This is a genomic window from Ensifer sp. Root423, assembly GCF_001426275.1.
Classification (GTDB): Bacteria; Pseudomonadota; Alphaproteobacteria; order Rhizobiales; family Rhizobiaceae; genus Ensifer; species Ensifer adhaerens.
The window spans coordinates 294,433-318,852 of the sequence record NZ_LMEG01000001.1; the positions used below are offsets into that span (position 1 = coordinate 294,433).

The following is a 24,420-nucleotide window of genomic DNA, read 5'->3' on the forward strand; positions in this document are numbered from 1 at the left end:
AACATTGCATCCACATTGCCCGCATCGGGCCGTGAGCGGCCCCGCCTCTGGAAAGTTCAGACATGCCTGCAAAACTGTCCGTGAATCTGAATGCCGTCGCAATGCTTCGCAACCGGCGCGATCTACCCTGGCCCTCCGTCACCGCACTCGGGCGCATTGCGCTCGAAGCCGGCGCCGCCGGCCTGACGGTGCATCCCCGGCCGGATCAGCGCCATGTCCGCTTTTCCGACCTGCAGCCGATCCGCGACCTGATCGACGGCGCATTCCCGGAGACGGAATTCAACATGGAAGGCTACCCGAACGAGGAGTTTCTCGGTCTCGTCGAAGCGCACCGGCCGGAACAGGTGACGCTGGTGCCCGACGATCCGGCGCAGGCGACCTCCGACCACGGCTGGGATTTCCGCAAGAACCACAATCTGCTCGGCCATGTGGTCGGCCGGCTGAAGAAGAAGGGTTTTCGCGTTTCGCTGTTTGCCGATGGCGACGAGGACATGGAGGCGCTGCGCATCGCCAAGGAAACGGGTGCGGACCGCATCGAACTCTACACCGGCCCCTATGGCGGCTGCTATGACGATCCGGAAAAGGCCGAGAAGATCGCCGGCGAGCTTGGCCGCACGGCGGCGCTGGCGGCCGAGCTCGGTCTCGACGTCAATGCCGGCCACGACCTGACTGTCGCCAACCTGCCGCTGCTTGCCAGGCACATTCCGAACCTTGCCGAAGTGTCGATCGGCCACGGCCTGACCGCCGATGCGCTGGAATACGGCATGGCCGAGACCGTGCGCCGCTTCCGTCGCGCCTGCGGGCAGGAGGTCTGAGGCGCCTTCGCATGAAGGAACTCTTCGTCGTCACCCACACGCAATCCGTCCACCATGTCGAGGGCAGGGTGGGCGGCTGGTACGATACCGGCCTGAGCGAGCGCGGCCGAAAGGATGCGGCGGCCACGGCCGAGCGTCTTGCGACCCTTGTCGGCGGGAGGCAGGTCGAGATCTTCAGCTCCGACCTTTTGCGCACCGCTGAAACGGCGGCGGCGATCGCCGCGCGCCTTGCCGCGCCCGTGACGGAAACCGCCGCTCTTCGCGAAATCAGCTATGGCGTGGCCGGCGGCGGGCCGCAGGCCTGGCTCGACGCGCGCTATACCGCGGCGCCGGACGACAATCGGCTGGATCATGATTGCGGTATCGACGGCGCGGAAACCCGCCGCGACGTGGCGCTTCGGGTCTACCCTTGCGTCGAGGCCATCGTCGCCAGGCCCTGTCCGACGCAGATCATCGTTACCCACGGTTTCACGCTGACGCTGGTGATGGCGGCCTGGATGAAGGTTCCGATCGAGGCCGCCGGTTTCTTGAGCTTCCCGGCGAAATCCGGAAGCATCACTCATCTGCGCGAGGATGATTTTTTCAGGAATCGCGCCGTCGTCTGCCTGGCGGATGCCGCGCATCTGGCAAATGAGACGCCGTAACATCCTGAAAATACTCAGGGCTACGCAGGCGCGAACGCAATGCAATCTGCAACGGGGGCTGCTATAGAGTAAGCCCGTCCTCTCGCCCATCTCCGGCCCATGATCATTCAGACCAGTTTTCGCGAGCGCATCGTTCTCTATGCGCTTCTGACATCGCTGACCTCGATCAGCATCGACGCGCTGTTGCCGGGTCTGCGCCAGATCGGCGCCGACGTCGGCGTCGCGCCGCCGCTTTCCACCCAGCATGTGATTTCGCTGTTCATTCTCGGCATGGCGTTCGGCGAACTGCTGCTCGGGCCGCTTTCCGATGCGATGGGGCGGAAGAGGGCGCTGGTCCTGGGCCTTGGCGTCTATGCGCTCGGAACGGTCATCGCCATGGTGGCGAACTCGCTCGAAATGGTCATCCTCGGCCGGTTTCTTCAGGGTGTCGGCGTCTCCGGGCCGAAGATCGCGACGAGGGCGATGATCCGCGACCAGTTCGAGGGTGACGCGATGGCCCGCGTCATGTCGTTCATGTTCACGCTGTTCATTCTGGTGCCGATGCTGGCGCCGACACTGGCGCAGGGGATCATCACTGTAGCCGGCTGGCGCAGCATCTTTGCCGTCTATCTCGCGGCGGCGGGCGTTCTCGGCCTGTGGCTGGTGATGCGGCAGCCGGAAACATTGCCGGCCGACAAACGCATTCCCTTTCGCCTGGGGCTGCTCGTATCGAACGGGCGGCGCATCCTGTCGCATCGGCGGGTGACGTTGCTGATCGTCGCGACCGGGCTCGTCTTCGGCGCGCAGCTTCTCTATCTGAGCACGGCGGCCGACCTCTTCTTCGACGCCTACGGGATCGGTGAGACCTTCCCGCTCTATTTTGCCATGCTGGCGACGGGCATCGGGCTTGCCTCGTTCCTTAATGCCAAGCTCGTGCAGCGCTTCGGCGCGGAGGCGATGGCGCGCCGAGGTTTTGTGGGCCTTGCCGCGGCAGGGCTGGCGATGCTTGCGGCATCGCTCTATTGGGGCGGGCGGCCGCCGCTTGCGATCCTGCTGGTGCTCGGTTTTGCCGCCTTCTTTGCGGTCGGCGTGCTGTTCGGCAATCTCAACGCCATGGCCATGCGTTCGCTCGGGCAGGTGGCCGGGCTCGGCGCATCGCTGATCGCCTCCGGCTCCAGCCTCGTGGCGACGGTGTTTTCGATCGCGGTGGGCGCCTTCTACGATGGCACGACGCTCAATCTTTCGGCCGGCTTCTTTCTCGCCGGCGTCGGCGCGCTCGTTCTGGCCGAGCTTGCGCTGAGGGCTGATGCTTCGCCGGTGGAGGCCTTCCGGTAGGCGACGGCAAAAGCTGGCAAGCCCGCGTGCCAGGCATCAGCCTTCCCATGCCGGCGAGCGCGGTGCTTCGGATGCCCGGTTACCGTGCCCGGCCAAGGCAGCGATGGGCTAACCGTTATAGACGACGGAAATCTTGTTTCCGGAGGGATCGCGCATGTAGGCCGCGTACCAGTGCGGCCCATAATGCGGCCGCGGGTTGGGGGCGCCCTCATCCGTTCCGCCATTGGCCATGCCTGCCTGGTAGAAGGCATCGACGTCCTGACGGGACTGGACCATGAAGCCGACCATCGAACCATTTCCAGCGCTTGCCGGTTCATTGTTGAAGGGCTTGCAGACCCACAGCACGGGACCATTGCCGGTTCCGCCTTCGGAATAGGCGCGCCAGTCCGGAAAGTCCGTGTGCGCCTTCCAGCCGATCGTCGCCAGGGTGGCATCGTAGAAGGCATTGGACCTGGCGGAATCCAATGCACCGACGGTCAGATAAACGCTCATGATTTCCCCTTTTTTAAGCGGTGAAGCCAGGAGAATTCATAGAGCGAAAACGTGAACAAAGCAAGAACAAATGGCGGTGACGACCATGGCGAAGATTGTCTGGCCGGCAGGGCGGGCAGCTCGTGCCCTCCCGGTGCCGACAGCATGGCAAAGGTCGTTTCGAGAGCCCGACGCAAACGGCCGGGCTCCCGCTGCCTGGCTTACCGCTTAGCTGGCAAGTCGCGCCTTGCTCGCTTCGAGAAAGGCGGCGAGCGTCACCGGCGTCGCGCCGGTCAGCGCGGTGACATCGCCCGTCACCATGTCGATGTGGCCCCCGCGGGTGTTGGCGTCGAAGGAAACGACGATCGGGATCAGGAAGTCCGGCAGGCCGGCGCTCTTCAGGCCGCCTGCGAGCGCCTCGTCGGAGATGTGCACGACGTTGAGGGACTTGCCGGTCGCCTTGGCGACGAGGGCTGCGATCTCGTCCGTCGAGCGCAGCTCGCCGCCCGTCAGCGTATAGGTGTGGCTCTCGCTTGTGGAGGCGGCAAGGGCTGCGGCTGCGGCCTTGGCGGCATCACCGCGGGCGATGTGGGCGAGGCGGCCTTCGCCCGAAGAAGAATACCATTGCCCGGTCTCAAGGGCATGCGGCAGCGCCATGAACAGGTTCTCCATGTACCAGCCGTTGCGCAGGATCGTATAGGGAATGCCGGTCGCCTTGATGGCGTTTTCAGTGCCGAGATGATCGGGTGCGAAGGGAATGACCGAGGTTTCCGGGCTCGGCATCGAGGTGTAGACGATGTGCTTGGCGCCGGCCTTCTTCGCAGCCGCAACGGCGGCCAGATGTTGCTTCAGCCGCTTGCCGGGCTGGTCCAGCGCGTCGGTAGAGATAATCAGGATCCGGTCGGCGCCGGCAAAGGCCTGGTCGAGCGAAGCGGGATCGTCGAAATCGGCGACGCGGGCCTGAACACCCCTGGCGATATAATTGGCGAGCTTCGTCGTATCGCGGCTGGTGGCGATGATCCGGGCCGGTGCGATGCCGGACGCAAGCAACTGGTCGAGCACGAGCTTGCCGAGTTGGCCGGTTGCGCCGGTGACGAGCAATGTATCGGACATGGTCTTTACCTTTTCTGTTTTGGCCGAGACGGAAACGCGCGCAGAACGCCGCGGCGCAGGCCTCGCCGGCTCTTCCTGCCGTTGCCTGGGAGATGCTTCGGCACATGGTCTCTTTTTGAGACTTGCTCTTATCGCGTAATCGCAGTAGGGCTGTAAAGGAGGCAGTTTTTTCTGCTGTGGTTACAAAAAGGGTACCGCCGATGAACAAGCCGACCGGGGACATGAAGGGCAAGCGCGTGGCGATCGTCTGCGGCGTGCCGATGGATATGGAAAACTGCCCGGTCCGCGACGTCATGGACAATATCGGCGGCAAGTGGAACTCGCTGATGATCCTGTCGCTCGCCGACGGCCCCTTGCGCTTCTCGCAGCTCCGCCGGCTGATCCCCGACATCTCCCAGCGCATGTTGACCCAGACGCTGCGGGACCTGCAGCGCGACGGCTACATCCACCGCACCGTCTACCCCACACAGCCGCCGAGCGTCGAATATGCGCTGACCGATCTCGGGCGCTCGCTGCTCGGCCTGCTCAAGCACTTCGTCGACTGGTCGGTGGAAAACCACGGCGCCATTCGGGCCGCGCGCGAGGTGTATGACGCGCAGGGGTAGGGCGTTTCGTAGCGGCGATGATGCCCCTTAGTCGCGGGTTGGTTGCGCTGTGGCGCGCCTGCTATTTTCGTGTCCGGTGATCGTTTCGTGGGGCTTGCCCCTCACCCTAACCCTCTCCCCGCACGCGGGGAGAGGGGACGCGCCCGGTCGGAGCGTTGCCGAGTGGGGCAGCCGTCAGATGAGACCGAGGGCGCGCCGATCGTTGCCACGGTGACACAACTGGCGGGAGCGACGATGGAGCGAGCGGGTGCCACGCGTACCCTTCGCCCGCCTGCGGGGAGAAGATGGCCGGCAGGCCGGATGAGGGGCGGCCACTCCTTTGCAGCATGACGCAACGTCATGCGCCACGCGCGACGTCGTGTCCCGGTAGCGTGACCTTGCCCTAGCACTTTGATTTTCCCTATAGTTTCGCCGATCATCCGCGTCACCTCGGGGAACCATGAAGACACTTCATATCGGCATAGCGGGCGCCGGCCCGGCGGGGCTGGCAGCGGCACTGATGCTGTCGCGGCGCGGTCATCGGGTGGAGATCCTCGAGCGGTTCGACGCAGCTTCACCTGTCGGTTCCGGGCTGATGCTGCAGCCGACGGGGCTGACGGTCCTGAACACACTCGGCCTGTTGCAGCCGATGCTGGTCCTCGGCAGCCGGATCGACCGGCTCTATGGCGCCGATGCCAAATCCGGGCGCACCGTGCTCGACGTGCGCTATGATGCGCTCGCCGGTGGGCGCTTCGGGCTGGCGGTGCAGCGCGCGGCCCTCTTCAATACGCTTCACGATGCCGTGGCCGCGGTCGGGCTGCCGGTCAAGACCGGCGTCACGCTGACCGAGGTTCGCATGGCTGGCGGCAAGGCCGTGATGCTGGATGCGCAAGGGCATGAGGCGGGCGCCTATGATCTGGTGATCGATGCAAGCGGCGCACGCTCGGCGCTTGCTGCCGGTTCGACCGCCGCGCCCAAGGTGCGCGAGCTTGCCTATGGCGCCTTCTGGGCGACGCTCGACAGCGACGGCCTCAATCATGATGCGCACGCTTTGGTGCAGCGCTACGACCGGGCGAAGGTGATGATCGGCATCCTGCCGGCGGGCCGCGCGCGGATGGGTGAGCGCGACCGCGTCGCCTTCTTCTGGAGCCTGAGGGTCGCGGACACAGACGTGATATGGCAGGCCGGGCTCGATCGCTGGAAGGCGCGCATTCTCGATTACTGGCCGGATTGTGCGCCGTTGCTGGATCAGATCAGTGACTGGGAGCAACTGACGCTGGCGCGCTATGCGCACCGCACCATGCGCCGGCCGGTCTCCGGCCGCATCGCCTTTGTCGGCGACAGCGCCCATTCGACGAGCCCGCAGCTCGGACAGGGGGCGAATATGGCGCTGCTCGACGTCGCAGCACTTTCGCATGCGCTGGAGACGGCTGGCGATCTCGATGCCGCACTTGCCGCCTATGCCGCCGCACGCCGCAACCACGTCGCGCTGTTCCAGCTGCTGTCGCTCCTCTTCACGCCCTTCTACCAGTCGGACTCGACGGCTCTCGCCTGGCTGCGCGACAGGCTGGTAGCCACAGTTGCGCGCACCCCGCCGATGCAGGGGCTGCTCGCCTCGATCGTCTCGGGCACGCTGATCGACCCGTTCAAGCCGGCGGGGCTTGCCGAATGCGATTGGCAGGCGGTGCGGGGCGGCGCGGACGGGCGCGGCCAAGCGGCCGCTCCGGCGATTTCCACCTGAGACGGCCGCGAATCCTGTATCAAGGCGATCCGGATGGCGGATGGAGGGGGTGATGGCGGACGGCGTGGCGGCCATTCTGGTGCATGTGGCCGATACGCAGGCGGGTCTTGCCTGGTATCAGCGCGCATTTCCTGACGCTGAACATCGGTTTCTTGCCGCCTTTGATTTTTCCTATCTGCGGATCGGCACCATCGATCTCGAGATCGTCCAGGCCGACGAGAAGGTGGCGAGCGGTGCTGCCGGTTCCGTCGTCTACTGGGCGGTCGCGGACGTCGATCGGGCGCTCGCCCATTTCGAGGCGCTCGGCGCGCATCTCTATCGCGGGCCGATGGCGATCCAGGAGGGGCTGTGGATGTGCCAGGTGCGCGACCCCTGGGGCAATTGTATCGGCCTTCGTGGGCCGCGTCCGGGAAAGGGTGGCATCGACCACGAGACGGAGCTCTGAATGGCGACACGGGTGGAAATCGTTGCCTATGATCCCATCTGGCCGCAGCGTTACCGGGAGATCGCGCAGGATCTCAGGCGCATCCTGGATGCGCTGGTCATCGCCGTCGATCATATCGGCAGCACGGCCGTTCCCGGCATGGCGGCAAAGGCCGTCATCGACATCGATGTCACCTTGAGAGGGCTGCCCGACATTGCGGCTGCCAGCGCCTTGCTCGTTGCGGCCGGCTACCAGGCGCGCGGCAACCGGTACGACGACGATGTCTGGGCCTTTATGCTGCAGGGGGTCGAGCCGAATCGGCGCGTCTATCTCTGCCCGCCGGACAACGAGACCCATCGACGGCGTCTTGTCTTCCGCGACCATCTGCGCAGCCATGCGGACACCGCCTTGGCCTACGCGGCGCTGAAGGCACGCCTCGCCGAGGCCTATCGATATGACGGCGATCGCTACACCGCTGAGAAGACGCGCTTCGTCGACGCGATCGTCGACCGCGAAGACCGGATGACAGGAGATCGGTCCGCCATGGTGCAAGCAACAGTCACTTGCGAGATCCGTTACCGGCTGAAACCGGGCCGCCTGGCGGAATTCGAGGCCTATGCGCAAACCTGGATGACGCTGATCGAGCGGCACGGCGGGACGCATCACGGCTATTTCGTGCCGCGCGAAAAACCTGAGGGCGTCGGCGCCAGTTTTCCGGGGGTGGGCGAAGACGGAGCCGGCGACATCGCCGTCGCGCTCTTCACCTTTGCGGACGAGGCGGCGTATCTGCGCTATCGCAGCGATGTGGCCGCGGATCCCGATGGGATGGCAGCGAACGCGCTTTACGCCGACGATCCGCCGTTCGTGAGCTATGAGCGCGTCTTCCTGCAGCCGCTTGCGCGCCGCCGATAGCCGTCTTTGTGGCGGCTGATCGATGTGGCGCGATTGGGCAGCCTAGCCTAGCCCTCGGCTAACTACGCGGCCCGCTTGAGGCAAGCCCCATCCAGTGCGAATTCGACGGCAGCTTCCGCGTGGATCGCGGTGGAATCGAAGCCCGGCAGCGGCAAGGCTCTCGGGTCGAGGGTCAGACAGATTTCGGTGCAGCCGAGGATGACGGCGTCCGCGCCTTCCGCTTCGGCCTTGTCGATCAATTCGATCAGCGCCCGGCGGGACGAGCGCAGCACCTTGCCGGCGCAAAGCTCGTCGAAGATGACATCGTGCACGAGGGTGCGGCCGTCCGCATCCGGCACCAGGATGTCGATGCCGTGGCTTCTCATACGCTCGGCATAAAAGCCGTGCTCCATGGTGTAGCGGGTGGCAAGCAGCAGCGGCCGGCGGCTGCTTGCGGCCTTCAGGCGCGCTGCCGTCTCGTCGATGATGTTGATGAGGGGGATGTCGATTGCTGCCTGAACCTGATCGGCGATCAGGTGCATGGTGTTGGTGCAGATCAGCACGCAGTCCGCACCGGCCGCTTCGAGGCTCTGGGCGACATCGGCAAGCCGCTTGGCAGCGTCTTCCCAGCGGCCGGCCTTCTGCAGGTCGACGATCGACTGGAAGTCGACGGAATGCAAAAGCACCTCGGCCGAATGCAGCCCGCCCAGGTGGTCGCGAACGGCCTCGTTGACCATGCGATAGTAGACCGCCGAGCTTTCGAAGCTCATGCCGCCGATAAGACCGATCTTGCGCATAACCATTCCTCTCTGTCCGCTACCGCCGCCGTCCGTGGCGACCGTCGTTTGATGGGCTGAACTATGCCGCAGGGTCGGCGGCAATGGTTCGCTTTAATGGGAGCAAAAGCGGCCATGCGCGCGAATGGTTTGCGCATGTTGGAGTGAATGTGCAATTATGTAGCGTATGAATTTCTGATCATGGGAGGGATCGGCGTGCTCGACGATAGAGACAGAAAGCTGCTGGCGCTGCTGCAGCAGGATGCGAGTGTGGCCGTCGGCGAATTGGCGGAGCGGGTGAACCTGTCGCTTTCGGCCTGTTCGCGCCGCATCCAGCGGCTGGAGGAGGCGGGTTACATCGCCAGGCGCATCGTCGTGCTCGACCGCGAGCGCATGGGCGTGCCGACGACCGTGTTTGCCCTGATCAAGACGGCGCACCACTCGGACGAATGGATCGAGACCTTCCGCCGGGCGATCAGCGATATCCCCGAAATCGTCGAGGCCCATCGTCTGACGGGAAATCATGACTATATCGTCAAGGTCGTGCTGCCGCGTGTCGAGCACTACGACGTGGTCTACAAGCAGATCGTGCGCAAGGTCGAACTCTTCGACGTCTCCGCCTCGATCTCGATGGAAATCCTGAAGAGCGGCACGGCGGTGCCGGTCGATTATGCGGTGTGAGGCGAAATGACGAATGACGCTGTGAGCAAGGCGGTCGGTGGCGACGTTGCCGATGCGCTGGTGATTGTCGATGTGCAGCGGGCCTTCATTTCCGGGCCTGAAGCCGTGCCCGGCCATGTCGATCTGCAACGGGCCGTTGGCCTGCTTCTGCAGAAGGCGCGTTCGGCCGGCGTGCCGGTGATCTTCCTGCAGAACGATGGGCCTGAGGGCGCTGTCGACGAACCGGAGACCGATGGCTGGCAGTTGTTCTTTGCCGCCAAGTCAGGCGAGGTGGTCGTGCGCAAACGGCACGACGACGGCTTCGACGGCACCGATCTCGAAGACCAGCTCCGGGCGCGCAAGGTCGAGACGATCGCGATCTGCGGCATGCTTTCGGAAATGTGCCTGGCGGCGACAGCCCGCACGGCCATGGCGAAGGACTTCACCGTGATCCTCGCCAATGACGCACACGCCACCTATGACGTGCCGCCCGGTCCTGGCCGCTCGCCGATGGTGCCTGCGCGTCTCGCCGCACGCGCGGCCGAATGGTCGCTCGGTGACGAGATCGTGCTCACGGATGCGGTGGAAGACATCGCCTTCGCCGTCGCGTCTCCGTCCGCTTAAGCTTCCCCTCCGGGTTTCGTCCGTCAGGGCGGGCCGAAGCGGGCCGCATAGTCCGAGGGCGCGATGCCCTTGCGGCGCTGAAAGGCGCGGCGCATGCGCTCGGCGTTGCCGAAGCCGAAGAGGAACGGGGCTTGCGAGACGGACACGTCTCTGCGCTCGATCGCCTCGCAGGCCGCATCGACCCGCAATTCCTCGACGAACTGCGCCGGGCTTGCGCCCACCTCCTGCGTGAACAGGCGGGAGAAACTCCGTTCGCTCATGCGCGCCATGTCCGCAAGCCGCGGCACGGAGAGGTCGGCTGTAAGATCGGAGCGGATCTCGGCCACCAGCGCATCGAAGCGGTCGCCTCGGCTCGTCATCTGCTGGTGCAGGGCGGCGCTGAACTGGCGCTGGCCGCCCGTGCGCTTGACGTAGAGCACCAGGGAGCGCGCGAGCCGCAGGGCCTCGCTGCGGCCGAGGTCCTCTTCGACCATCGCAAGCGCCATGTCGATGCCGGCGGTCACACCGGCGGAGGTCCAGATGCCGCGATCCTGCTCGTAGATCGAATCCTCGCGCACGTCGATATCTGGGAAATCCTGCTGCAACTGGGCGCAATCTTCCCAATGGGTCGTTGCGCGCCGCCCATCAAGATGGCCGCCGCGCGCGAGAATGAAGGCGCCGAGGCAGATGGAGCCGAGGCGCCGACATTGGCCGGCCATGGCCGCCAGGAATGCTTGCAGCCCTTCCGAATTCGCCGCTTCGAGCGCGCTTTGCCCGCCCGAGACGATGAGCGTGTCGGGCGCGGCGCAATCGGAAAAGGGGCGGGTATCGAGCGCAACGCCTGTGTCCGTTGCGACCGGGCCGCCGAACTCGGAGACCAGCGCGATGGAATAGGCCCGGGAGCCCGACGCGGTGCGGGCGTCGTTGAAGACCTGCAACGGGCCGGTCACATCGATCAGCTTGGTGCGGTCGAAGAGCACGATCGCGACCGTTCGCACGTCTTTTTCGGGTTTGGCATAAAACGAGGGCATATTGTCATTTATGCCAAAGGCTTTTCATGGGAGCAAGCGGGGACATCATCCGCAACCGATGGAGCCGACCATGCTGGAACTCAGACCGAACTGCGAACTGTGCGACCGCGACCTGCCGCCGGCGTCCGCGGACGCGCGCATTTGCTCTTACGAATGCACCTATTGCGCAAGCTGCGTGGAAACGGTGCTTCACAATGTCTGCCCGACCTGCGGCGGCGGATTTGCGCCAAGGCCGATCCGGCCCCAGCGGTCCTTTCGCCCGGAAAAGCGGTTGGGTCTCGGCTTTGATCCCGCCAGCGACGTACGTCGCCATTCACCGTTTACGGCTGAGGATATTGCGGCGCATGTGGCGCGGATCCGGCATCTCGCGCCGGACGAGCGCTGACGGTTGCGGGCTGTTCTTGATTTTTTGCAAGGGTGACATGAGGTGGTTGCGCTTGTCCTTGGCGGTCACAACCCCAATGTTGTGGCATGTCCAACGGAAGGCCGGTCGCAAAGCCGACTGGAAAGAACATGCAGGACAGGCATTACGTGGTCGTTGTCGGCGGCGGGTTTGGCGGATTGCAACTCGTCAAGGGGCTTGCCGGCGCGCCGGTGAGGATCACCCTCATCGACCGGCGCAACCATCATCTCTTCCAGCCCTTGCTCTACCAGGTGGCAACAACGCTGATCGCGACCTCCGAAATCGCCTGGCCGATCCGCAGCCTCTGGCGCGACCGGCCCGAGGTGACGACGCTGCTTGGCGAGGTGAGCGATGTCGACGAGGCCGGAAAGGCCGTGGTGCTCAGGGACGGCAAGCGGATCGGCTACGACACGCTGGTGCTGGCGACCGGGGCGACGCACGCCTATTTCGGCCATGACGAATGGGAGCCCTTTGCCCCCGGCCTGAAGACCCTGGAAGACGCGACGACGATCCGGCGGCGGGTGCTGCTCGCCTTCGAGCGCGCCGAGCTCGAAGAGGATCCTGATCTCCGTGCCGCCCTCCTGACCTTCACCGTCATCGGTGCCGGCCCGACCGGCGTCGAGCTTGCCGGCATCATCGCCGAGATGGCGCACCGCACGCTTCCCGACGAATTTCGCCGCATCGACACGCGGCAGGCCCGTGTGATCCTGGTGGAAGCGGGGCCGCGCATTCTCGCCGCCTTCAGCGAGGATCTTTCGGCCTATGCGGTCAAGGAACTGGAGCGGCTCGGCGTCGAGGTTCGCACCGGTACACCCGTGACATCCTGCACGGAAGAGGGCGTTGTCATCGGCGACCAATTCGTCGGCAGCCGTACGCTCGTCTGGGCCGCCGGTGTGCAGGCCTCGCCCGCTGCCCGCTGGCTGGATATCCCGGCCGACCGCGCCGGCCGGGCGATCGTCGGCGCTGACCTCACGGCTCCCGGCCATGCCGACGTCTTCGTCATCGGCGACACGGCTGCCGTCACCTATGACGGCGGCAAGCCGGTGCCGGGCATTGCGCCCGCCGCCAAGCAGCAGGGCGCCTATGTGGCCGACGTCATCCGCGCACGGCTTTCAGGCGACAAGCCGCCCGGAGACTTCCGCTATCGCCACCAGGGCAGCCTTGCCACCATCGGCCGGCGCGCGGCGATCATCGATTTCGGCCGCTTCAAGCTCAAGGGCGCGCTTGCCTGGTGGATCTGGGGCATCGCCCACATCTACTTCCTGATCGGCACGCGCAGCCGCTTCGCCGTCGCCTGGAGCTGGTTCTGGACCTATCTGAGCGGACAGCACAGTGCCCGGCTGATCACCCAGAAGGAGACGCTGAAGGAGAAGGGGTAAGGGCGAGAGGCGGCCAATGTAACGGCCGCCGTCGTCGCTTACTTCTGCACCTTCACGATCAGGATCATCGGCCGGTCCATCTCTTCGGCCAGAGCCGGGATCTCGGCGATCTGCTCTTGCGTCGGCCGCCACTCCTCGACGTGGCGGATGGCGAAGCCTGCGCCAATCAGCGTGTTCAGCGTCGTGCCGATGGTGCGGTGGTGCTTGATCACGCCCTTGGCCAGCCAGTTCGTCGTGCGCGGGCCTTCGGCTGAGTAGTGATCAACGGGCCAGGTGCGCTCGCCATCGGTGATGCGCCAGCCGGGATTGTGCGAGGCCATGTAGATCGGGTGCTCGATGGTGAAGACGAAATGGGCGCCGGGTACCAGCGCCTTGTGGATGGTCGCGACCAGCCGGCCGAAATCCTCGACATAGTGGAAGGCAAGCGAGCTGTAGGCGAAGTCGAAGCTCGTTTCGGGCAGGTCGAGCTGGTCGAGATCGGCAATCTTGTAGTCGATTGCTGGATCTGATGTGTCGGCCTTGGCGCGGGCGATCATCTTCTCGGAGAGATCGAGCCCGAGCACATGGGCGGCACCGGCCTCGCGGGCGTGGCGCGAAAACCAGCCATAGCCGCACCCGAGATCGACGACGCGGCTTCCGGAAAGATCCGGTAGGAGCGCGCGAATCGCCGGCCATTCCGCGGCCCCGGCAAGACCATGCACCGAGCGCCCGAGCTGGCTGTAGCCCTCGAAAAACTCCTGACGATCATAGATGTTCTGGGCCATGGCGGTCTCTCCTTCTGGCTGTGCTTGTGCCGGCACCCGCCGCGCGAGAGGCGCGGGCGTCTGCGCGCGTTAGGGCGAGTGGGCATCCGGTGCCGTTACCGCGGGAACAGCATGTGCCTTTCGATCCTGCTCGAAACCGGCGGCGCTTCGAAGTGCCGGCGCGTCGATTGATAGGGCGCGTGTTGCCGCAAGGTCAAGTTGCGGCTGAAGTGCAAGCTTCTATTTCGTTTTTTTTGAGGGGTGCTAATGTTCGATTCTCGTGGTCCAGTCCGATTTGCGGAGGCGTAATGTCCGAAGCCATCCATCCTGCAGCCATCCATCACCTGCCGGGCTTTATTACAGCCCCGGGCCAGTCCGACTGGCTTTTGAATGCGGTTGCCGTTTTTCTGATCGTGGCGATTTTCGCGCTCGGTACACTCTATCTCAGGCTGCATTCGCTGCCGGAGGTCATGGCGCACAAGACCAACAAGATCCAGCTGGAGCTGGTGGCGGTCCTGGCGCTCCTGTCGCTGCTCACCCACAACAACCTCCTGTGGGGCGCAGCTCTGCTTCTCGCCCTGATCGACCTTCCCGATTTCTCCTCGCCGCTTTCATCGATCGCCGGTTCGCTGGAGCGGATTGCCGGTAAGGTGGACCAGCCGACCGTGCCGGAGGCGAGGGACGTGGAGGCCGAGCCTGCAGCAAGCCACCCACAGCCGCACGCGTTGCCCGGCCACGGCCACGCATCGCCCGCTCAGCCATCGACGGAAGGGAAGGCATAAGCCATGTTCGAGTTTATCCTTTGCTCGATGCTGACCATCCTGCCCGACTATCTCTTCCGCCGTTACGGCCAGGGAAAACGCATCGGGCGCGAGATCACCATCTATTCGGTCTGGTTCGAGCTGCGCTGGGGCATCACCGCCTGCATCGTGCTGACGATCTCGCTGATCACGCTGATCTTCTACTTCCATCCGTCGACGAAGAACGTGACGGCCGCGTTCCGTACGGTCGCCGTGCTGCCGGAGACCAACGGGCGCGTCACGGAGATCTATGCCACGCGCTTTGAGAAGGTGAAGGCCGGCCAGCCGCTGTTCAAGCTCGACAGTTCGGAGGAGGAAGCGGCCGCCGAGGTCGCCCGCCGCCAGATCGCCGAGGTTGACGCCGAATTGGCTGTCGGTCGCACCGAGCTTGTTGCCGCTGATGGCGCGATCGTCCAGGCACAGGCCGACGTGAAGCAGGCCGAGGACGAATACAACACACAGGTGGAGCTTAACCGGCTCAACCCGAACGTCGTTGCCCGCCGCGAAATCGAGCGCAAGCAGGTGCTTCTCGAAGGGCGCAAGGGCGCGCTGACCGCTGTGCTTTCCAACAAGCAGACGCTGGAGACGAAGCTGCAATCGCTGCTGCCGTCGCAGAAGGCCAGCGCCGAAGCGGCGCTGAAGCAGGCGGAGGTCGATATTACCAAGACCACCGTGCGCGCCGGCGTGTCCGGCACGCTGCAGCAGTTCACGCTTCGGGTCGGCGAAATCGTCAACCCGCTGCTGAGGCCAGCGGGCGTGCTCGTGCCGGAAGACGCGGGCCGGGCCCGGCTGGTGGCCGGCTTCGGGCAGATCGAGGCTCAGGTGATGAAGCCCGGCATGATCGGCGAGGCGACCTGCGTCGGCAAGCCGTTCACCATCATTCCGCTCGTCGTCACAGAGGTGCAGGACGTGATTGCCTCCGGCCAGGTGCGCGCCAGCGACCAGCTGATCGACGTTACGCAGATCTCGCAACCCGGCACGCTGACCGTGGTCATGGAGCCGCTTTATCCCGGCGTGCTCGACGACGTTCCGCCCGGCAGCAGTTGCATCGCCAATGCCTACACCAGCAACCACGACGAACTGGACAAGCCGGGGATCAGCACGCTGCAGTGGGCCTATCTGCACGGTGTCGATGCCGTTGGCCTCGTGCATGCGGCGATCCTGCGCATTCAGGCGCTGATGCTGCCGGTGCAGACGCTGGTGCTCGGCGGGCATTAAGCACGAAGACACGCGGCCGGGGTTTCCGATCCCGGCCGGCGCCTGCCGCCTGCAGATATTCCCCTTCAGGCGGGCCACCGCTTCCTTCAGCCTCGTCCGATCGGCCTGCAAACGTTGAACCCCCTCCTTGCAGGCGGGTCCCATCTTCCAGCGCCAAAGCCCGCGCGGGGTCCTCGCGGTTGAAGCGGTCGCGTGTGCCGTCGAATTGCGATGCGAGACAGCGCATCTTCGCGCGGCAAGATCGCTTCGGCTGCATCGTCGATCTTGCCGGGATCGATGGTTTCAAGGGCGTGGAATTCAACGGACAGCTTCCCACCTGAAAGGCCGCAATGTTTGCGGGAGCGATCTATGCGGCGCTATCTTCCGTTGCGTCTATGCCTTGCCTCCTTCTCTGGAAGGCCCCGAGAGCGCCGGGCCGTCACGGAGGGAAAAGGGGTGTCCAAAAATGATTGAGCCCCCGTGGGGACGGAGGCTCAAGCGCGCAATAAAATTAATAAAGCAACTGCACTGCAATATAACCACAAGCATGCATACTCTTCCGGGGATTGCATACTTCCGGGGCGCAATCGCAAGTACAGTGTGGCAAAAGCGTGATCTGAAAGCAATGGATTTTAAGGGGATTTTAATAGTCAATTTGGGTTACGGGAAAATCCCCAGCTTTTTCACCCAATCGGGTCAGGATTTTCCTGACGGTAGCCCGCATGGACAAAGACAAATCCCCCACACTCCCTTTTAGGTCTCGTCGGTCCCGATCGGCAGCGTCCAGGGCTCCCATATCGCATCGTGTATCGCGCCCTGGCGCAGGTAGAAGCGCTTGGCATTTTCGTTGCTCGCAAGCACCGACCATTCGATGCGCGGTGCGCCGATCGCTGCGGCATGACGTTTCAAGGCGTCGATCAGCGCCGCGCCGGCCCCCAGGGAACGTGCTGTTTCATCGACGAAAAGTTCCTTCAGCACCAGCGTCGGCTTCAGATCGTAGGTCCAGGGGATGACGTAATGCACAGCGATGCCGATGACACGGCTGCCAAACTCCGCGACCAGCACGCCAAAGCGTGGGTTGTCGCCAAGCCCATGCTCGATCAGATCGCTCTCGGTCACGCGGAACGCGTCAATATAAGCTTCGAAGACTGCAAGGCCGCGCATCAGCCGCAGCACGCAGGCGACGTCATCTCGTTTAAATGGGCGGACGATAACGGGTGACGCGGGCATCGCGATATCTCGTGCAAAGGGGTTAGCTGGCCGGGGCGGGTTACCGAGGGCCGGTGGAAGGCCGAACTTGCCGCATCATTTGCCGCAATCGCGATCGATTTCAGGCTGAAATCGATCGCGATCCAAAATGCTGCAGTGCCGCGCATCCGGCAAGGCGTGCGGCGCTGCAAAGGGCGTTTGGCGCCGGCTTAAGCAGCGAGCAGAGACAGCGCTTCGCCGGGGGTAGCGCCGGTCGCAAACGCGAGGCCTTCGTCTTCCCAGCCGGTGATGCCGCCGATCATGATTTTCACCGGCCGGCCGAGCCTGGCGAGCTTGAGTGCGGCCTGGTCGGCGCCGTTGCAATGGGGGCCGGCGCAATAGGCGACGAAGAGGGTATCGGCCGGCCACTCTGCCAAACGCTCCGCAGTGATCTGCCGGTGGGGCAGGTGGATCGCGCCCGGCACGTGGCGGCGCGCATAGGCCGCATCCGAGCCGACGACGTGCAGCAGCACGAAGTCCTGCTCGCCGCTCTTCAGCGCCTGGGCGACGTCGGAGCAATCGGTCTCGACGCTGAGCCGCCCGGCAAAATGGGCAATGGCGATCTCAGGCGATGCGGCGGGAATTTCGGTGACGGTGCTCATCGGGGTTCTCCTTGGCTCGGTGCGCGTTGACGAGGAAATGTGTAGCAGCACTGGATCAGGGCTGGCAGTTGGCAACATTGCCATATATGCTCAAGATCATGCCAAAGTCGTTTTCCGTTGCCGCACCACTCACAAACCCGCTCGTCGTGGCGCTCGCCTATGACGGGCTCTGTACCTTCGAGTTCGGCGTCGCCGTCGAGATGTTCGGCCTGCCGCGGCCGGAAATGGGCGAGGGCTGGTACCGTTTTGCCGTCGCCTCGGTCGATCCGGGTGAGCTTAGGGCGACCGGCGGCGTTCGCTTTGTCGCCGACGGCGGCATCGAGCTTTTGGGCCAGGCCGGCACGATCATCGTGCCCGGCTGGCGCGGCGCCGATCAGCCCGTGCCCGAGGCGGTGTGCCAGGCGCTGAGGGACGCCTGCGCGCGGGGCGCGCGCGTGCTTTCCATCTGCTCCGGCGTCTTCGTGCTGGCGGCTGCCGGGCTGCTATCGGGCCGGCGGGCGACGACCCACTGGCGCTATACCGACAAGCTGAAAGCGCTTTATCCAGACATCGAGGTGGTGCCGGATGTGCTCTATGTCGATGGCGGCGAGGTTCTGACCTCGGCTGGCAGTGCGGCCGGCATCGATCTCTGCCTGCACCTGATCCGCCGCGATTTCGGCAGCGAGGCGGCCAACCGCGTCGCCCGCCGTCTCGTCGTGCCGCCGCATCGCGATGGCGGCCAGGCGCAGTTCATCGAGCGGGCGGTGCCCGACGTGCATGAGAGCGCCCGGCTCGGGCCGCTGCTTGACCGTATGCGCGAACGGCTCGGTGAGGACTTTTCGATTGCGGCGCTGGCAAAGGCTGCGGGCATGAGCGAGCGCACCTTCCTGCGCCGCTTCGAGGCGGCGACCGGCACGACGCCGGCGCGCTGGCTTTTGTCCGAGCGGCTGTCGCGCGCCCGGCAATTGCTGGAGGAGACCGCGCTCGGCATGGAGCAGGTGGCGGAAGCCTCCGGCTTCGGCTCCACCCAGACGCTGCGTCATCACTTCCGCCAGCAGCTTTCGACGACACCCGCCGCCTACCGTGCCGCCTTCGGACGGATGGCGATTTCTGAAGGCGGGCTTGGGCGGGTCGCTGCGGAATAGGCCGCATCGTCGGTGCCGCATCCCACCTCAAACAACGGCCCCCACCGATTTCGATGGGGGCCGCCAGTCACGGTCTAGAATGTCAGCCGGGTATGCTAGCCTACTTGGGATCGCCGCCGCCGCCGATCCCGAGGCCGATGTCCTTCTTCGGATATTTGACGAAGGTCGCTGCGTGCTGGGTCTGCAGCTGCAGGATGGGGCCGTAGAGCCATTCATAGTCGCCATTGCTGCGGGTGATGCGCTCCTTGGGATCACGATAGATATCGAAGATCCAGGGGGCGACGCCGACCGGCGAGAATGTCGACATGCTGATGTTGGAAAATGGCTGGTCGTACTGCATGACCTTGAAATAGCCCTTGAAGTTTTCCCAGCGGATGGCCGAGAACTCGGCCTGGTTATAGGAGAAGACCGCCTGGCGGGACGTCTGACCGTCGTCGGCCAGCAGGAAGCTGCTCTGGTCGACACCGTCGATATAGCGCTCGGTCGGGATCTTGTCCTTGATGCCGGCAAGCGCCAGCGACGTGTTGAACAGGTCCATGAGGTCAAACAGGCCGTCGCTGATGCGCCCCGCCTTGATCATGCCGGGCCAGTAGGCGATGCCCGGCACGCGCACGCCACCTTCCCAGGTCGTGCCCTTGCCGGAGCGGAACGGGGTGAAGCCGGAGTCCGGGTAGCTGTCTTCCTCCGGGCCGTTGTCGGAGGTGAAGAACACGAAGGTGTTGTCGGCCTGGCCGGCGTCTTGAAGGGTCTTCGTCAGCCGCCCGACGATGTCGTCGACCTCGACCACGGCGTCGCGGTAGGGCAGCTTGGCGGGGCTGCGCCCCTCGTAGCCATCAGCGGCATAGTTGTCGAAATGGACCTTGGCAAAGGCGTGGATCAGGTAGAACGGCTTGTTGTCCTTGGCCGCGCGCTTGATGAAATCCACCGACCAGTTGGCAAAATCCTGGTCGACATTTCCCATCTGCTTCTGCGTCTCCAGCGGATAGACGATCTTCAGGTCGCCGCCCTTCTTGCCTTCGACCACGCCGTTATACTCGCTGAGGCTCTTGAACGTCTCCAGCCGCTGCGGATCGAGCATAAGCTGCGAATATTTCCGGCTGTCCATGTACTGCGTGTATTCGCTGACGACCGACAGGAAACCATGGAATTCGTCATAGCCGACGTCCTGGGGCTGCATGCCCTTGGCTTCGCCGATGTGCCACTTGCCCGAGAGGCCGGTGACATAGCCGTTGTCGCTCAGGAGCTTTGCCGCCGAGACCTCGTCGGCCCAGGGGTTCTTGGTGGGGTGGTCGCTCGCAAGCAGGGGACGCGTAAGGCCGCTTCGCGCCGGAATACGACCCGTCATCAGGGCCGCGCGCGAGGGCGTGCACACCGGCGTCGCATAGGCCGATGTCAGCTTCAGGCCCTCGGTTGCCAGCTTGTCGATGTTCGGTGTCGGAGCCCCGAGCATCGCGCCGCCGCCGAACGCACCCAGGTCGCCATATCCAAGGTCATCGACGAGCAGGATCAGGATGTTGGGTTTGCGACCGGTCCTCGTCTCAAACTCGCGAAGCCGGTCCGCGGCCGTCTGCTCCTGAGCGGGGCGCGGAATGGCCGGCTCCAGATAGTCCGCGGTTCTGACCGTACGGTCCCACCCCTTTGCCTCCTGGGCGTGCGACGTGGTGGCGAGCAACGTGAACGAAGCTGCAAGGGAACAAGAGAGAAGATAGTTGAAGGCCTTCATCAATCGTACTCCTCATTGGGGTATGGGATTGTCGATGATCTTTCAGTCGGTCTGGATCCGTCTCTGGCTCCAGCCACGTGCAGTCCTGAAAGCAATGGCCGAACTGGTGCGCACCTGCCCGTCCTTGCGACCGGACTTGGCGGCTCTGGTTTCAGGCATGGCCGAACTGCATTTCCGACACTGCGTTGTGCGTGCCGGAGCAAGACAGAAAAGCGGCAAGCCCGTAAGTACGTAACAGTTAAAAAATCCAGGGGCATGCTAGAACGATGGGTGCTCGCCCCAAGGCGTGCGCCCGGTAGCGCACGCCCAATTTCGTCGGGTGAACCAGGGCTACAATGTGACAGGGCGGCGTTCGCCGCCCTGTCACACGGTCATCCGTTGAGCTCGGCCTGAGGGGACGCAAGGTTGAAGTCGTCCTTGCGGAAGAACGACCGGAAGAACACGGCGTCGGGCGCGGAGGCGACAATCCGGGCGACGATGGCCGTGGCGACGATGGCAAAGACCAGCCGGCCGAAGAAGACGCTGGTGAAATCCGCCCCCAGCGCCACGACCACCAGCGTGTCCTCGATGAGGCTATGGCCAAAGCCCATGAAGACGCAGGCGAGGAACACCTGGCGCGGCTCGACCTTGGCCTCGCGCGCCTCGCGGATCAGAAGCGCGCCACCATAGGAAATGCCAAGCAGCACGCCGACGGCGGCAAAGGGCACGGTCTCGGTCTTGACGCCCGCAAGGCGAAAGAGCGGCGCCATGCCCCGGTTCAGCCATGCGAGGATGCCGACGAGCTTGAGGATCTCGATCGTCCAACTGAGCACGAGCAGCACGACGAGCATGGTCAGAAGCGTCTTCAGCGTGCCGAAGGCGAAGGCGACCCAGCCGGAGCCCTCGTTGGCCGGGATCCAGGTGGGGGCGAGCGGGGTTGCAAGCCATCCGGTGACGGCGAAGAGCTGATGCAGGAGGGCTGCGAAGATGAGGCCGCCGCCGATCCTTATCGCGGCGGTGACGAGGAAGCTTGGGCCCGCCTTCTGGATGATGCGCTGTTCGATCGGGATGGCATGGGCCACCAGCATCAGCGCCGAAAACACCGTCATGTCGGCAGTCGTCAGTTCCGAGACCGGCACCAGCGCGAAGACCACAACGACGGCGCCCCAGATGCCGACGAGCAGGCCGGTGAGCCACGCGAAGGCAAACTCGGGCGGCAGGCCGATCACCGTCATTACCGGCTCGAAGGCGGGTGCGACCGCGCGGATCACGCCGAGTTCCTGCAGCACATGGGTGACGATGGTGACGGGCACGATGATGCGCACCAGATCGAAGTAGACTTCGAGGGTAGCAAGGGTCTTGCGGTAGAGGATGATCAGGACGGTCATGGCTGTCTCTCCTTGGGATGTTGTCCAAGGACTAACGCCAGGCCGTTCGCAGTTGTGGTCAAAATATGCACCTTTGTGCAATAAAATTGCAAATGACCGCAACAGGGGGACGGACGGGGATGGACAAGATCGACAGCAAGCTCTTGAGGCTCTTGCAGGTGGATGCCTCTCGCACCAATGCCGAGCTTGCGGAAGAGGTTGGCCTTTCGCCATCGAGTTGCCTGCGTCGCATCAGGCGGCTACACGAGACCGGCGTCATCGACCGGATCGTCGCGGTGCTTAATCCGGCAAAGGCTGGTCGCACCATGAAGGCGATCATCACAGTCGAGCTCGAGCGCCACGGCGAGCAATATATCCGCCGCTTCCTCGACATGGCGGAAAAGGAGCCGGCAGTGATCCAGGCCTACAGCGTCAGCGGCGAGACCGACGCCATTTTGATGCTGCGGCTGAAAGACATGGACGAGCTCGACGCGCTGACCGAGCGGCTGTTTCGCGAGGAAACCAATGTCGCGCGCTACTACACCGCCTTCGTGATCCGTACCGGCAAGGAGACGACGGAGATACCGGTGTGAGAAGACACCGAACCACGGGGGACGACCCGAAACGACAGGCGCTGGCGGGCCGGCGGTCCCGACGGGATCCCGATCAAGTGTTTTCGACGAGATAATCGCGCAATCTAATCTTCAAACTCTCGACGACTTCAGGGTGTTTCAGGAAGTCAGCGATCGACATCATTGCCCACTGCTGGCCCTCGTCGCCAAACCTTACAGGCCCGAAACCCTCTTCGAGCTTGCCAACAAGGAAGTAACTTCCAGGGGCGATCGTATTCTGCGCCGGATAATACCGCGTCCACACGATCCACGCCGGATCGACCGCGATATCGAACTCCTCGCGGGTCTCCCTGATTGCGCACTCGACCGGGCTCTCATCATCCTCCCGTCCGCCCCCCGGAAGATCCCACATGCCGGGGAAGGGGATTTCCGGCTTCTGATCACGCTGGTAGGCAATCAAAAGCCCCTGAAAGAGCAATGCGATTTTTGCACCCTTGAAGGGGATGAAGGCCATTTGCGAAACCCTGCGCTTGCTGAGCGAAGCTCAACTCTCGTCTTCGATGAATCCCGATTTTTTGCAAAGCCGAAGATCTTGCAATTTGGCAACGCTCGCAATGATTGTTTCTGGTGTGACACAACCCGGCGTTTTCCGGCTATACCATTCTGACAGGCGTCGTCTTATCTGGACCGAAAAGGCCGGTTGACCGGGAGCATGACTGGAAATCTGCCCCCGGCGCTTGAGCTGCCGTTACTTCACCGCAGCGTTCCCTCCATCGGCAAAGAGCGCCGCACCGGAGACGAAGCTTGCCATCGGGCCTGAGAGGAAGAGGGCGGCCTGGGCGATTTCTTCCGGCTGGGCGATGCGCTTCATGGCGTGCAGGCCGGCCGCCCATTCCTTGTTTTCCTTGCTGCCGGCCGCCGGCGTGTCGACGCCGCCGGGCAGGAGCGCATTGGCGCGAATGCCCTTTGCGCCATAGTCGGCAGTGATGCCCTTGACGAGGCCCATCAGGCCGGCCTTTGCCGCGCCATAGGCGGCCATGCCGGGAATACCGACGCTGGTGCCGACGAAGGTGGAGGTGAAGACCAGCGAGCCGCCGTCACGCGCGAGCATTGCCGGGATCTGGTGGCGGGCGCCGAGGAAGGCGGAGGTGAGGTTGGTGGCAAGCGATTGCTGCCATTCCTTGAACGTGATCTCGGCGACCGGCTTCATGACGTTGACCGCGCCGGCATTGTTGACGGCGATGTCGAGGCCGCCGAAATGCTTGAGCGCCGCTTCCACCAGCCGGATATGGGTTTCTTCCGCGGTGACGTCGCCGCCAACCGCGATCGCTTCGCCGCCGTCCTCGCGGATCGCTTCGACGACGGCGTCAAGCTGCTCTTCGCCGCGGGCGTTGGCGACGATCTTCGCACCCTCGGCGGCAAAGAGCCTGGCGACCGCACGGCCGATGCCGGAGGAGGCGCCGGTGACGATCACGATCTTGTCTTGCAGCATGGTCATGGACTTTTCCCTTCTCTTGATTGATGCGCCCTGACTACTGCCGGCGGGCATCAGCGCCCACCCGATTTCCGATCGGTGATTGTGACGGCGCAGATTCTCAATCGCCCCGGTGGCATAGTCCGGGCCGACAACGAGGGCAGGGAAGAAGGGATGCTGAGGACCTATGGCGGCAGCCGCCATTGCGGCGCGGCGCGGATCGAGACGGACCTCGACTTCAGCGTCGGCACGGAGAATGCAACGGCACGGCCTGCATGAAGAGGCGGCTCTGGTCGATGGTGGCGAAGCCCGACGCCTTCCGGCTGATCACCGGGGAGGCGGCACTGACCGACTATCGCGGCCACAACCCGGCCGCCCAGTCTTCGTCATCCGTGCACACGGCGTCCGAGGCGTTCGCCGGCGTGGTCAGACATAATGGTGCAGATGCTGCCGGCGTCCGGGCCATGGTCGATACAGCCAACCAGAAACCCGAGATCGCCAGAGTGCAGATCGCCCATGCCTGCGGCACCTGCCAGCTTCTATTCGCTTAGTCTTTATCCGGCGCAGTTGACATATCGCGCATGACTGCCTCAGCCGCGACTTCGGCATTGCGTCTTGAGCCCGAGATGGTTCCGGATTTTATGAGCTGCTTGCCATCAAGCAGTAGCTGCCAGTTCCATGTGTTCAGGCCGCGTCCCTGGATGCGGAGTTTCAATCTGTCGGGATCGTACTTCGTCACTGC

28 protein-coding genes are annotated in these 24,420 nt (G+C 64.1%); 16 read left to right on the top strand and 12 right to left on the bottom strand.

The annotated features are described in order from the left end of the window. Positions 1 to 62 precede the first annotated feature (62 nt). The 3 genes from ASD01_RS01430 to ASD01_RS01440 all read left to right on the top strand — a co-directional run bounded on the left by ASD01_RS01430 (position 63) and on the right by ASD01_RS01440 (position 2,773). Positions 63 to 815 (top strand): pyridoxine 5'-phosphate synthase, encoded by a 753-nt coding sequence (locus ASD01_RS01430; protein WP_034792749.1) that lies wholly within the window; start codon positions 63 to 65, stop codon positions 813 to 815. A gap of 11 nt (positions 816 to 826) precedes the next feature. Beyond that, entirely contained in the window at positions 827 to 1,459 is a 633-nt protein-coding gene (locus tag ASD01_RS01435; RefSeq protein WP_034792751.1) for a histidine phosphatase family protein, read from the top strand. Between the two features lie 99 nt (positions 1,460 to 1,558). Beyond that, positions 1,559 to 2,773, top strand: coding sequence for a multidrug effflux MFS transporter (locus ASD01_RS01440; RefSeq protein ID WP_034792753.1), 1,215 nt, complete (start codon positions 1,559 to 1,561; stop codon positions 2,771 to 2,773). Between the two features lie 108 nt (positions 2,774 to 2,881). Here ASD01_RS01440 and ASD01_RS01445 read toward each other — a convergent pair whose 3' ends face one another. Both ASD01_RS01445 and ASD01_RS01450 read right to left on the bottom strand, forming a co-directional pair. Then, entirely contained in the window at positions 2,882 to 3,265 is a 384-nt protein-coding gene (locus ASD01_RS01445; protein WP_034792755.1) for a VOC family protein, read from the bottom strand. Positions 3,266 to 3,472: 207 nt separating this feature from the next. Beyond that, a complete protein-coding gene (locus ASD01_RS01450) occupies positions 3,473 to 4,357 on the bottom strand; it encodes an SDR family oxidoreductase (protein ID WP_034792757.1) in 885 nt (294 codons plus the stop codon). Positions 4,358 to 4,557: 200 nt separating this feature from the next. Here ASD01_RS01450 and ASD01_RS01455 point away from each other — a divergent pair, with 200 nt between their 5' ends. The 4 genes from ASD01_RS01455 to ASD01_RS37335 all read left to right on the top strand — a co-directional run bounded on the left by ASD01_RS01455 (position 4,558) and on the right by ASD01_RS37335 (position 8,018). Next, positions 4,558 to 4,962: a winged helix-turn-helix transcriptional regulator gene (locus ASD01_RS01455; RefSeq protein WP_034792759.1), complete on the top strand. Its 405-nt coding sequence runs from the start codon at positions 4,558 to 4,560 to the stop codon at positions 4,960 to 4,962. A gap of 439 nt (positions 4,963 to 5,401) precedes the next feature. Next, a complete protein-coding gene (locus ASD01_RS01460; RefSeq protein ID WP_051659256.1) occupies positions 5,402 to 6,682 on the top strand; it encodes an FAD-dependent oxidoreductase in 1,281 nt (426 codons plus the stop codon). 52 nt (positions 6,683 to 6,734) lie between these two features. Continuing rightward, on the top strand, positions 6,735 to 7,127 hold the full coding sequence (locus ASD01_RS01465) for a VOC family protein (RefSeq protein ID WP_034792769.1): 393 nt from the start codon (positions 6,735 to 6,737) through the stop codon (positions 7,125 to 7,127). After that, entirely contained in the window at positions 7,128 to 8,018 is an 891-nt protein-coding gene (locus tag ASD01_RS37335) for a GrpB family protein (RefSeq protein ID WP_063979479.1), read from the top strand. Positions 8,019 to 8,080: 62 nt separating this feature from the next. On the opposite strand, the gene ASD01_RS01475 is transcribed toward ASD01_RS37335, so the two are convergent. Further along, complete coding sequence (locus ASD01_RS01475) at positions 8,081 to 8,800, bottom strand: aspartate/glutamate racemase family protein (RefSeq protein ID WP_082572749.1); 720 nt, start codon at positions 8,798 to 8,800, stop codon at positions 8,081 to 8,083. Between the two features lie 189 nt (positions 8,801 to 8,989). Here ASD01_RS01475 and ASD01_RS01480 point away from each other — a divergent pair, with 189 nt between their 5' ends. Continuing rightward, positions 8,990 to 9,454 (top strand): Lrp/AsnC family transcriptional regulator, encoded by a 465-nt coding sequence (locus tag ASD01_RS01480; RefSeq protein WP_043622517.1) that lies wholly within the window; start codon positions 8,990 to 8,992, stop codon positions 9,452 to 9,454. Positions 9,455 to 9,460: 6 nt separating this feature from the next. Further along, on the top strand, positions 9,461 to 10,057 hold the full coding sequence (locus tag ASD01_RS01485; RefSeq protein ID WP_034792783.1) for an isochorismatase family protein: 597 nt from the start codon (positions 9,461 to 9,463) through the stop codon (positions 10,055 to 10,057). Positions 10,058 to 10,080: 23 nt separating this feature from the next. Here ASD01_RS01485 and ASD01_RS01490 read toward each other — a convergent pair whose 3' ends face one another. Then, positions 10,081 to 11,034: a GlxA family transcriptional regulator gene (locus ASD01_RS01490; protein ID WP_159415449.1), complete on the bottom strand. Its 954-nt coding sequence runs from the start codon at positions 11,032 to 11,034 to the stop codon at positions 10,081 to 10,083. A 103-nt stretch (positions 11,035 to 11,137) separates the two neighbouring features. Here ASD01_RS01490 and ASD01_RS01495 point away from each other — a divergent pair, with 103 nt between their 5' ends. Both ASD01_RS01495 and ASD01_RS01500 read left to right on the top strand, forming a co-directional pair. Further along, positions 11,138 to 11,452 (top strand): DUF1272 domain-containing protein, encoded by a 315-nt coding sequence (locus ASD01_RS01495; protein ID WP_034793634.1) that lies wholly within the window; start codon positions 11,138 to 11,140, stop codon positions 11,450 to 11,452. Positions 11,453 to 11,580: 128 nt separating this feature from the next. Next, positions 11,581 to 12,849 (top strand): NAD(P)/FAD-dependent oxidoreductase, encoded by a 1,269-nt coding sequence (locus ASD01_RS01500; protein WP_060643562.1) that lies wholly within the window; start codon positions 11,581 to 11,583, stop codon positions 12,847 to 12,849. 38 nt (positions 12,850 to 12,887) lie between these two features. Here ASD01_RS01500 and ASD01_RS01505 read toward each other — a convergent pair whose 3' ends face one another. Next, entirely contained in the window at positions 12,888 to 13,613 is a 726-nt protein-coding gene (locus ASD01_RS01505) for a class I SAM-dependent methyltransferase (RefSeq protein WP_034792789.1), read from the bottom strand. A 287-nt stretch (positions 13,614 to 13,900) separates the two neighbouring features. Between ASD01_RS01505 and ASD01_RS01510 the strand changes: the two genes are divergently transcribed. Together ASD01_RS01510 and ASD01_RS01515 are read left to right on the top strand one after the other, a co-directional pair. Continuing rightward, positions 13,901 to 14,374: a hypothetical protein gene (locus ASD01_RS01510; protein WP_051659258.1), complete on the top strand. Its 474-nt coding sequence runs from the start codon at positions 13,901 to 13,903 to the stop codon at positions 14,372 to 14,374. 3 nt (positions 14,375 to 14,377) lie between these two features. After that, the gene (locus tag ASD01_RS01515) at positions 14,378 to 15,610 is read left to right on the top strand and encodes an HlyD family secretion protein (protein ID WP_034792791.1); all 1,233 of its coding nucleotides are present in this window, start codon (positions 14,378 to 14,380) and stop codon (positions 15,608 to 15,610) included. 732 nt (positions 15,611 to 16,342) lie between these two features. Here ASD01_RS01515 and ASD01_RS01520 read toward each other — a convergent pair. Continuing rightward, positions 16,343 to 16,819 (bottom strand): GNAT family N-acetyltransferase, encoded by a 477-nt coding sequence (locus ASD01_RS01520; protein ID WP_034792793.1) that lies wholly within the window; start codon positions 16,817 to 16,819, stop codon positions 16,343 to 16,345. Between the two features lie 188 nt (positions 16,820 to 17,007). Beyond that, on the bottom strand, positions 17,008 to 17,439 hold the full coding sequence (locus ASD01_RS01525; protein WP_034792795.1) for a rhodanese-like domain-containing protein: 432 nt from the start codon (positions 17,437 to 17,439) through the stop codon (positions 17,008 to 17,010). Positions 17,440 to 17,525: 86 nt separating this feature from the next. On the opposite strand from ASD01_RS01525, the gene ftrA reads away from it, so the two are divergent. After that, complete coding sequence (gene ftrA, locus ASD01_RS01530) at positions 17,526 to 18,563, top strand: transcriptional regulator FtrA (RefSeq protein ID WP_113080969.1); 1,038 nt, start codon at positions 17,526 to 17,528, stop codon at positions 18,561 to 18,563. A gap of 100 nt (positions 18,564 to 18,663) precedes the next feature. Here the strand turns inward: ftrA and ASD01_RS01535 are convergent, their stop codons facing one another. After that, on the bottom strand, positions 18,664 to 20,286 hold the full coding sequence (locus ASD01_RS01535; RefSeq protein WP_034792797.1) for an arylsulfatase: 1,623 nt from the start codon (positions 20,284 to 20,286) through the stop codon (positions 18,664 to 18,666). A 371-nt stretch (positions 20,287 to 20,657) separates the two neighbouring features. Beyond that, positions 20,658 to 21,653: a nucleoside recognition domain-containing protein gene (locus tag ASD01_RS01540; RefSeq protein ID WP_034792799.1), complete on the bottom strand. Its 996-nt coding sequence runs from the start codon at positions 21,651 to 21,653 to the stop codon at positions 20,658 to 20,660. Positions 21,654 to 21,772: 119 nt separating this feature from the next. On the opposite strand from ASD01_RS01540, the gene ASD01_RS01545 reads away from it, so the two are divergent. Further along, entirely contained in the window at positions 21,773 to 22,225 is a 453-nt protein-coding gene (locus ASD01_RS01545; RefSeq protein ID WP_034792802.1) for an Lrp/AsnC family transcriptional regulator, read from the top strand. A 73-nt stretch (positions 22,226 to 22,298) separates the two neighbouring features. Here ASD01_RS01545 and ASD01_RS01550 read toward each other — a convergent pair whose 3' ends face one another. Together ASD01_RS01550 and ASD01_RS01555 are read right to left on the bottom strand one after the other, a co-directional pair. Then, positions 22,299 to 22,718, bottom strand: coding sequence for an NUDIX domain-containing protein (locus ASD01_RS01550; protein ID WP_060643527.1), 420 nt, complete (start codon positions 22,716 to 22,718; stop codon positions 22,299 to 22,301). A gap of 234 nt (positions 22,719 to 22,952) precedes the next feature. Continuing rightward, the gene (locus ASD01_RS01555) at positions 22,953 to 23,702 is read right to left on the bottom strand and encodes an SDR family oxidoreductase (RefSeq protein WP_034792821.1); all 750 of its coding nucleotides are present in this window, start codon (positions 23,700 to 23,702) and stop codon (positions 22,953 to 22,955) included. Between the two features lie 251 nt (positions 23,703 to 23,953). On the opposite strand from ASD01_RS01555, the gene ASD01_RS01565 reads away from it, so the two are divergent. Next, the gene (locus ASD01_RS01565; RefSeq protein ID WP_034792847.1) at positions 23,954 to 24,229 is read left to right on the top strand and encodes a hypothetical protein; all 276 of its coding nucleotides are present in this window, start codon (positions 23,954 to 23,956) and stop codon (positions 24,227 to 24,229) included. Here ASD01_RS01565 and ASD01_RS01570 read toward each other — a convergent pair. Then, positions 24,226 to 24,417 (bottom strand): hypothetical protein, encoded by a 192-nt coding sequence (locus ASD01_RS01570; RefSeq protein WP_034792850.1) that lies wholly within the window; start codon positions 24,415 to 24,417, stop codon positions 24,226 to 24,228. The two genes, ASD01_RS01565 and ASD01_RS01570, sit on opposite strands and share 4 nt — an antisense overlap. Positions 24,418 to 24,420: the final 3 nt, after the last annotated feature.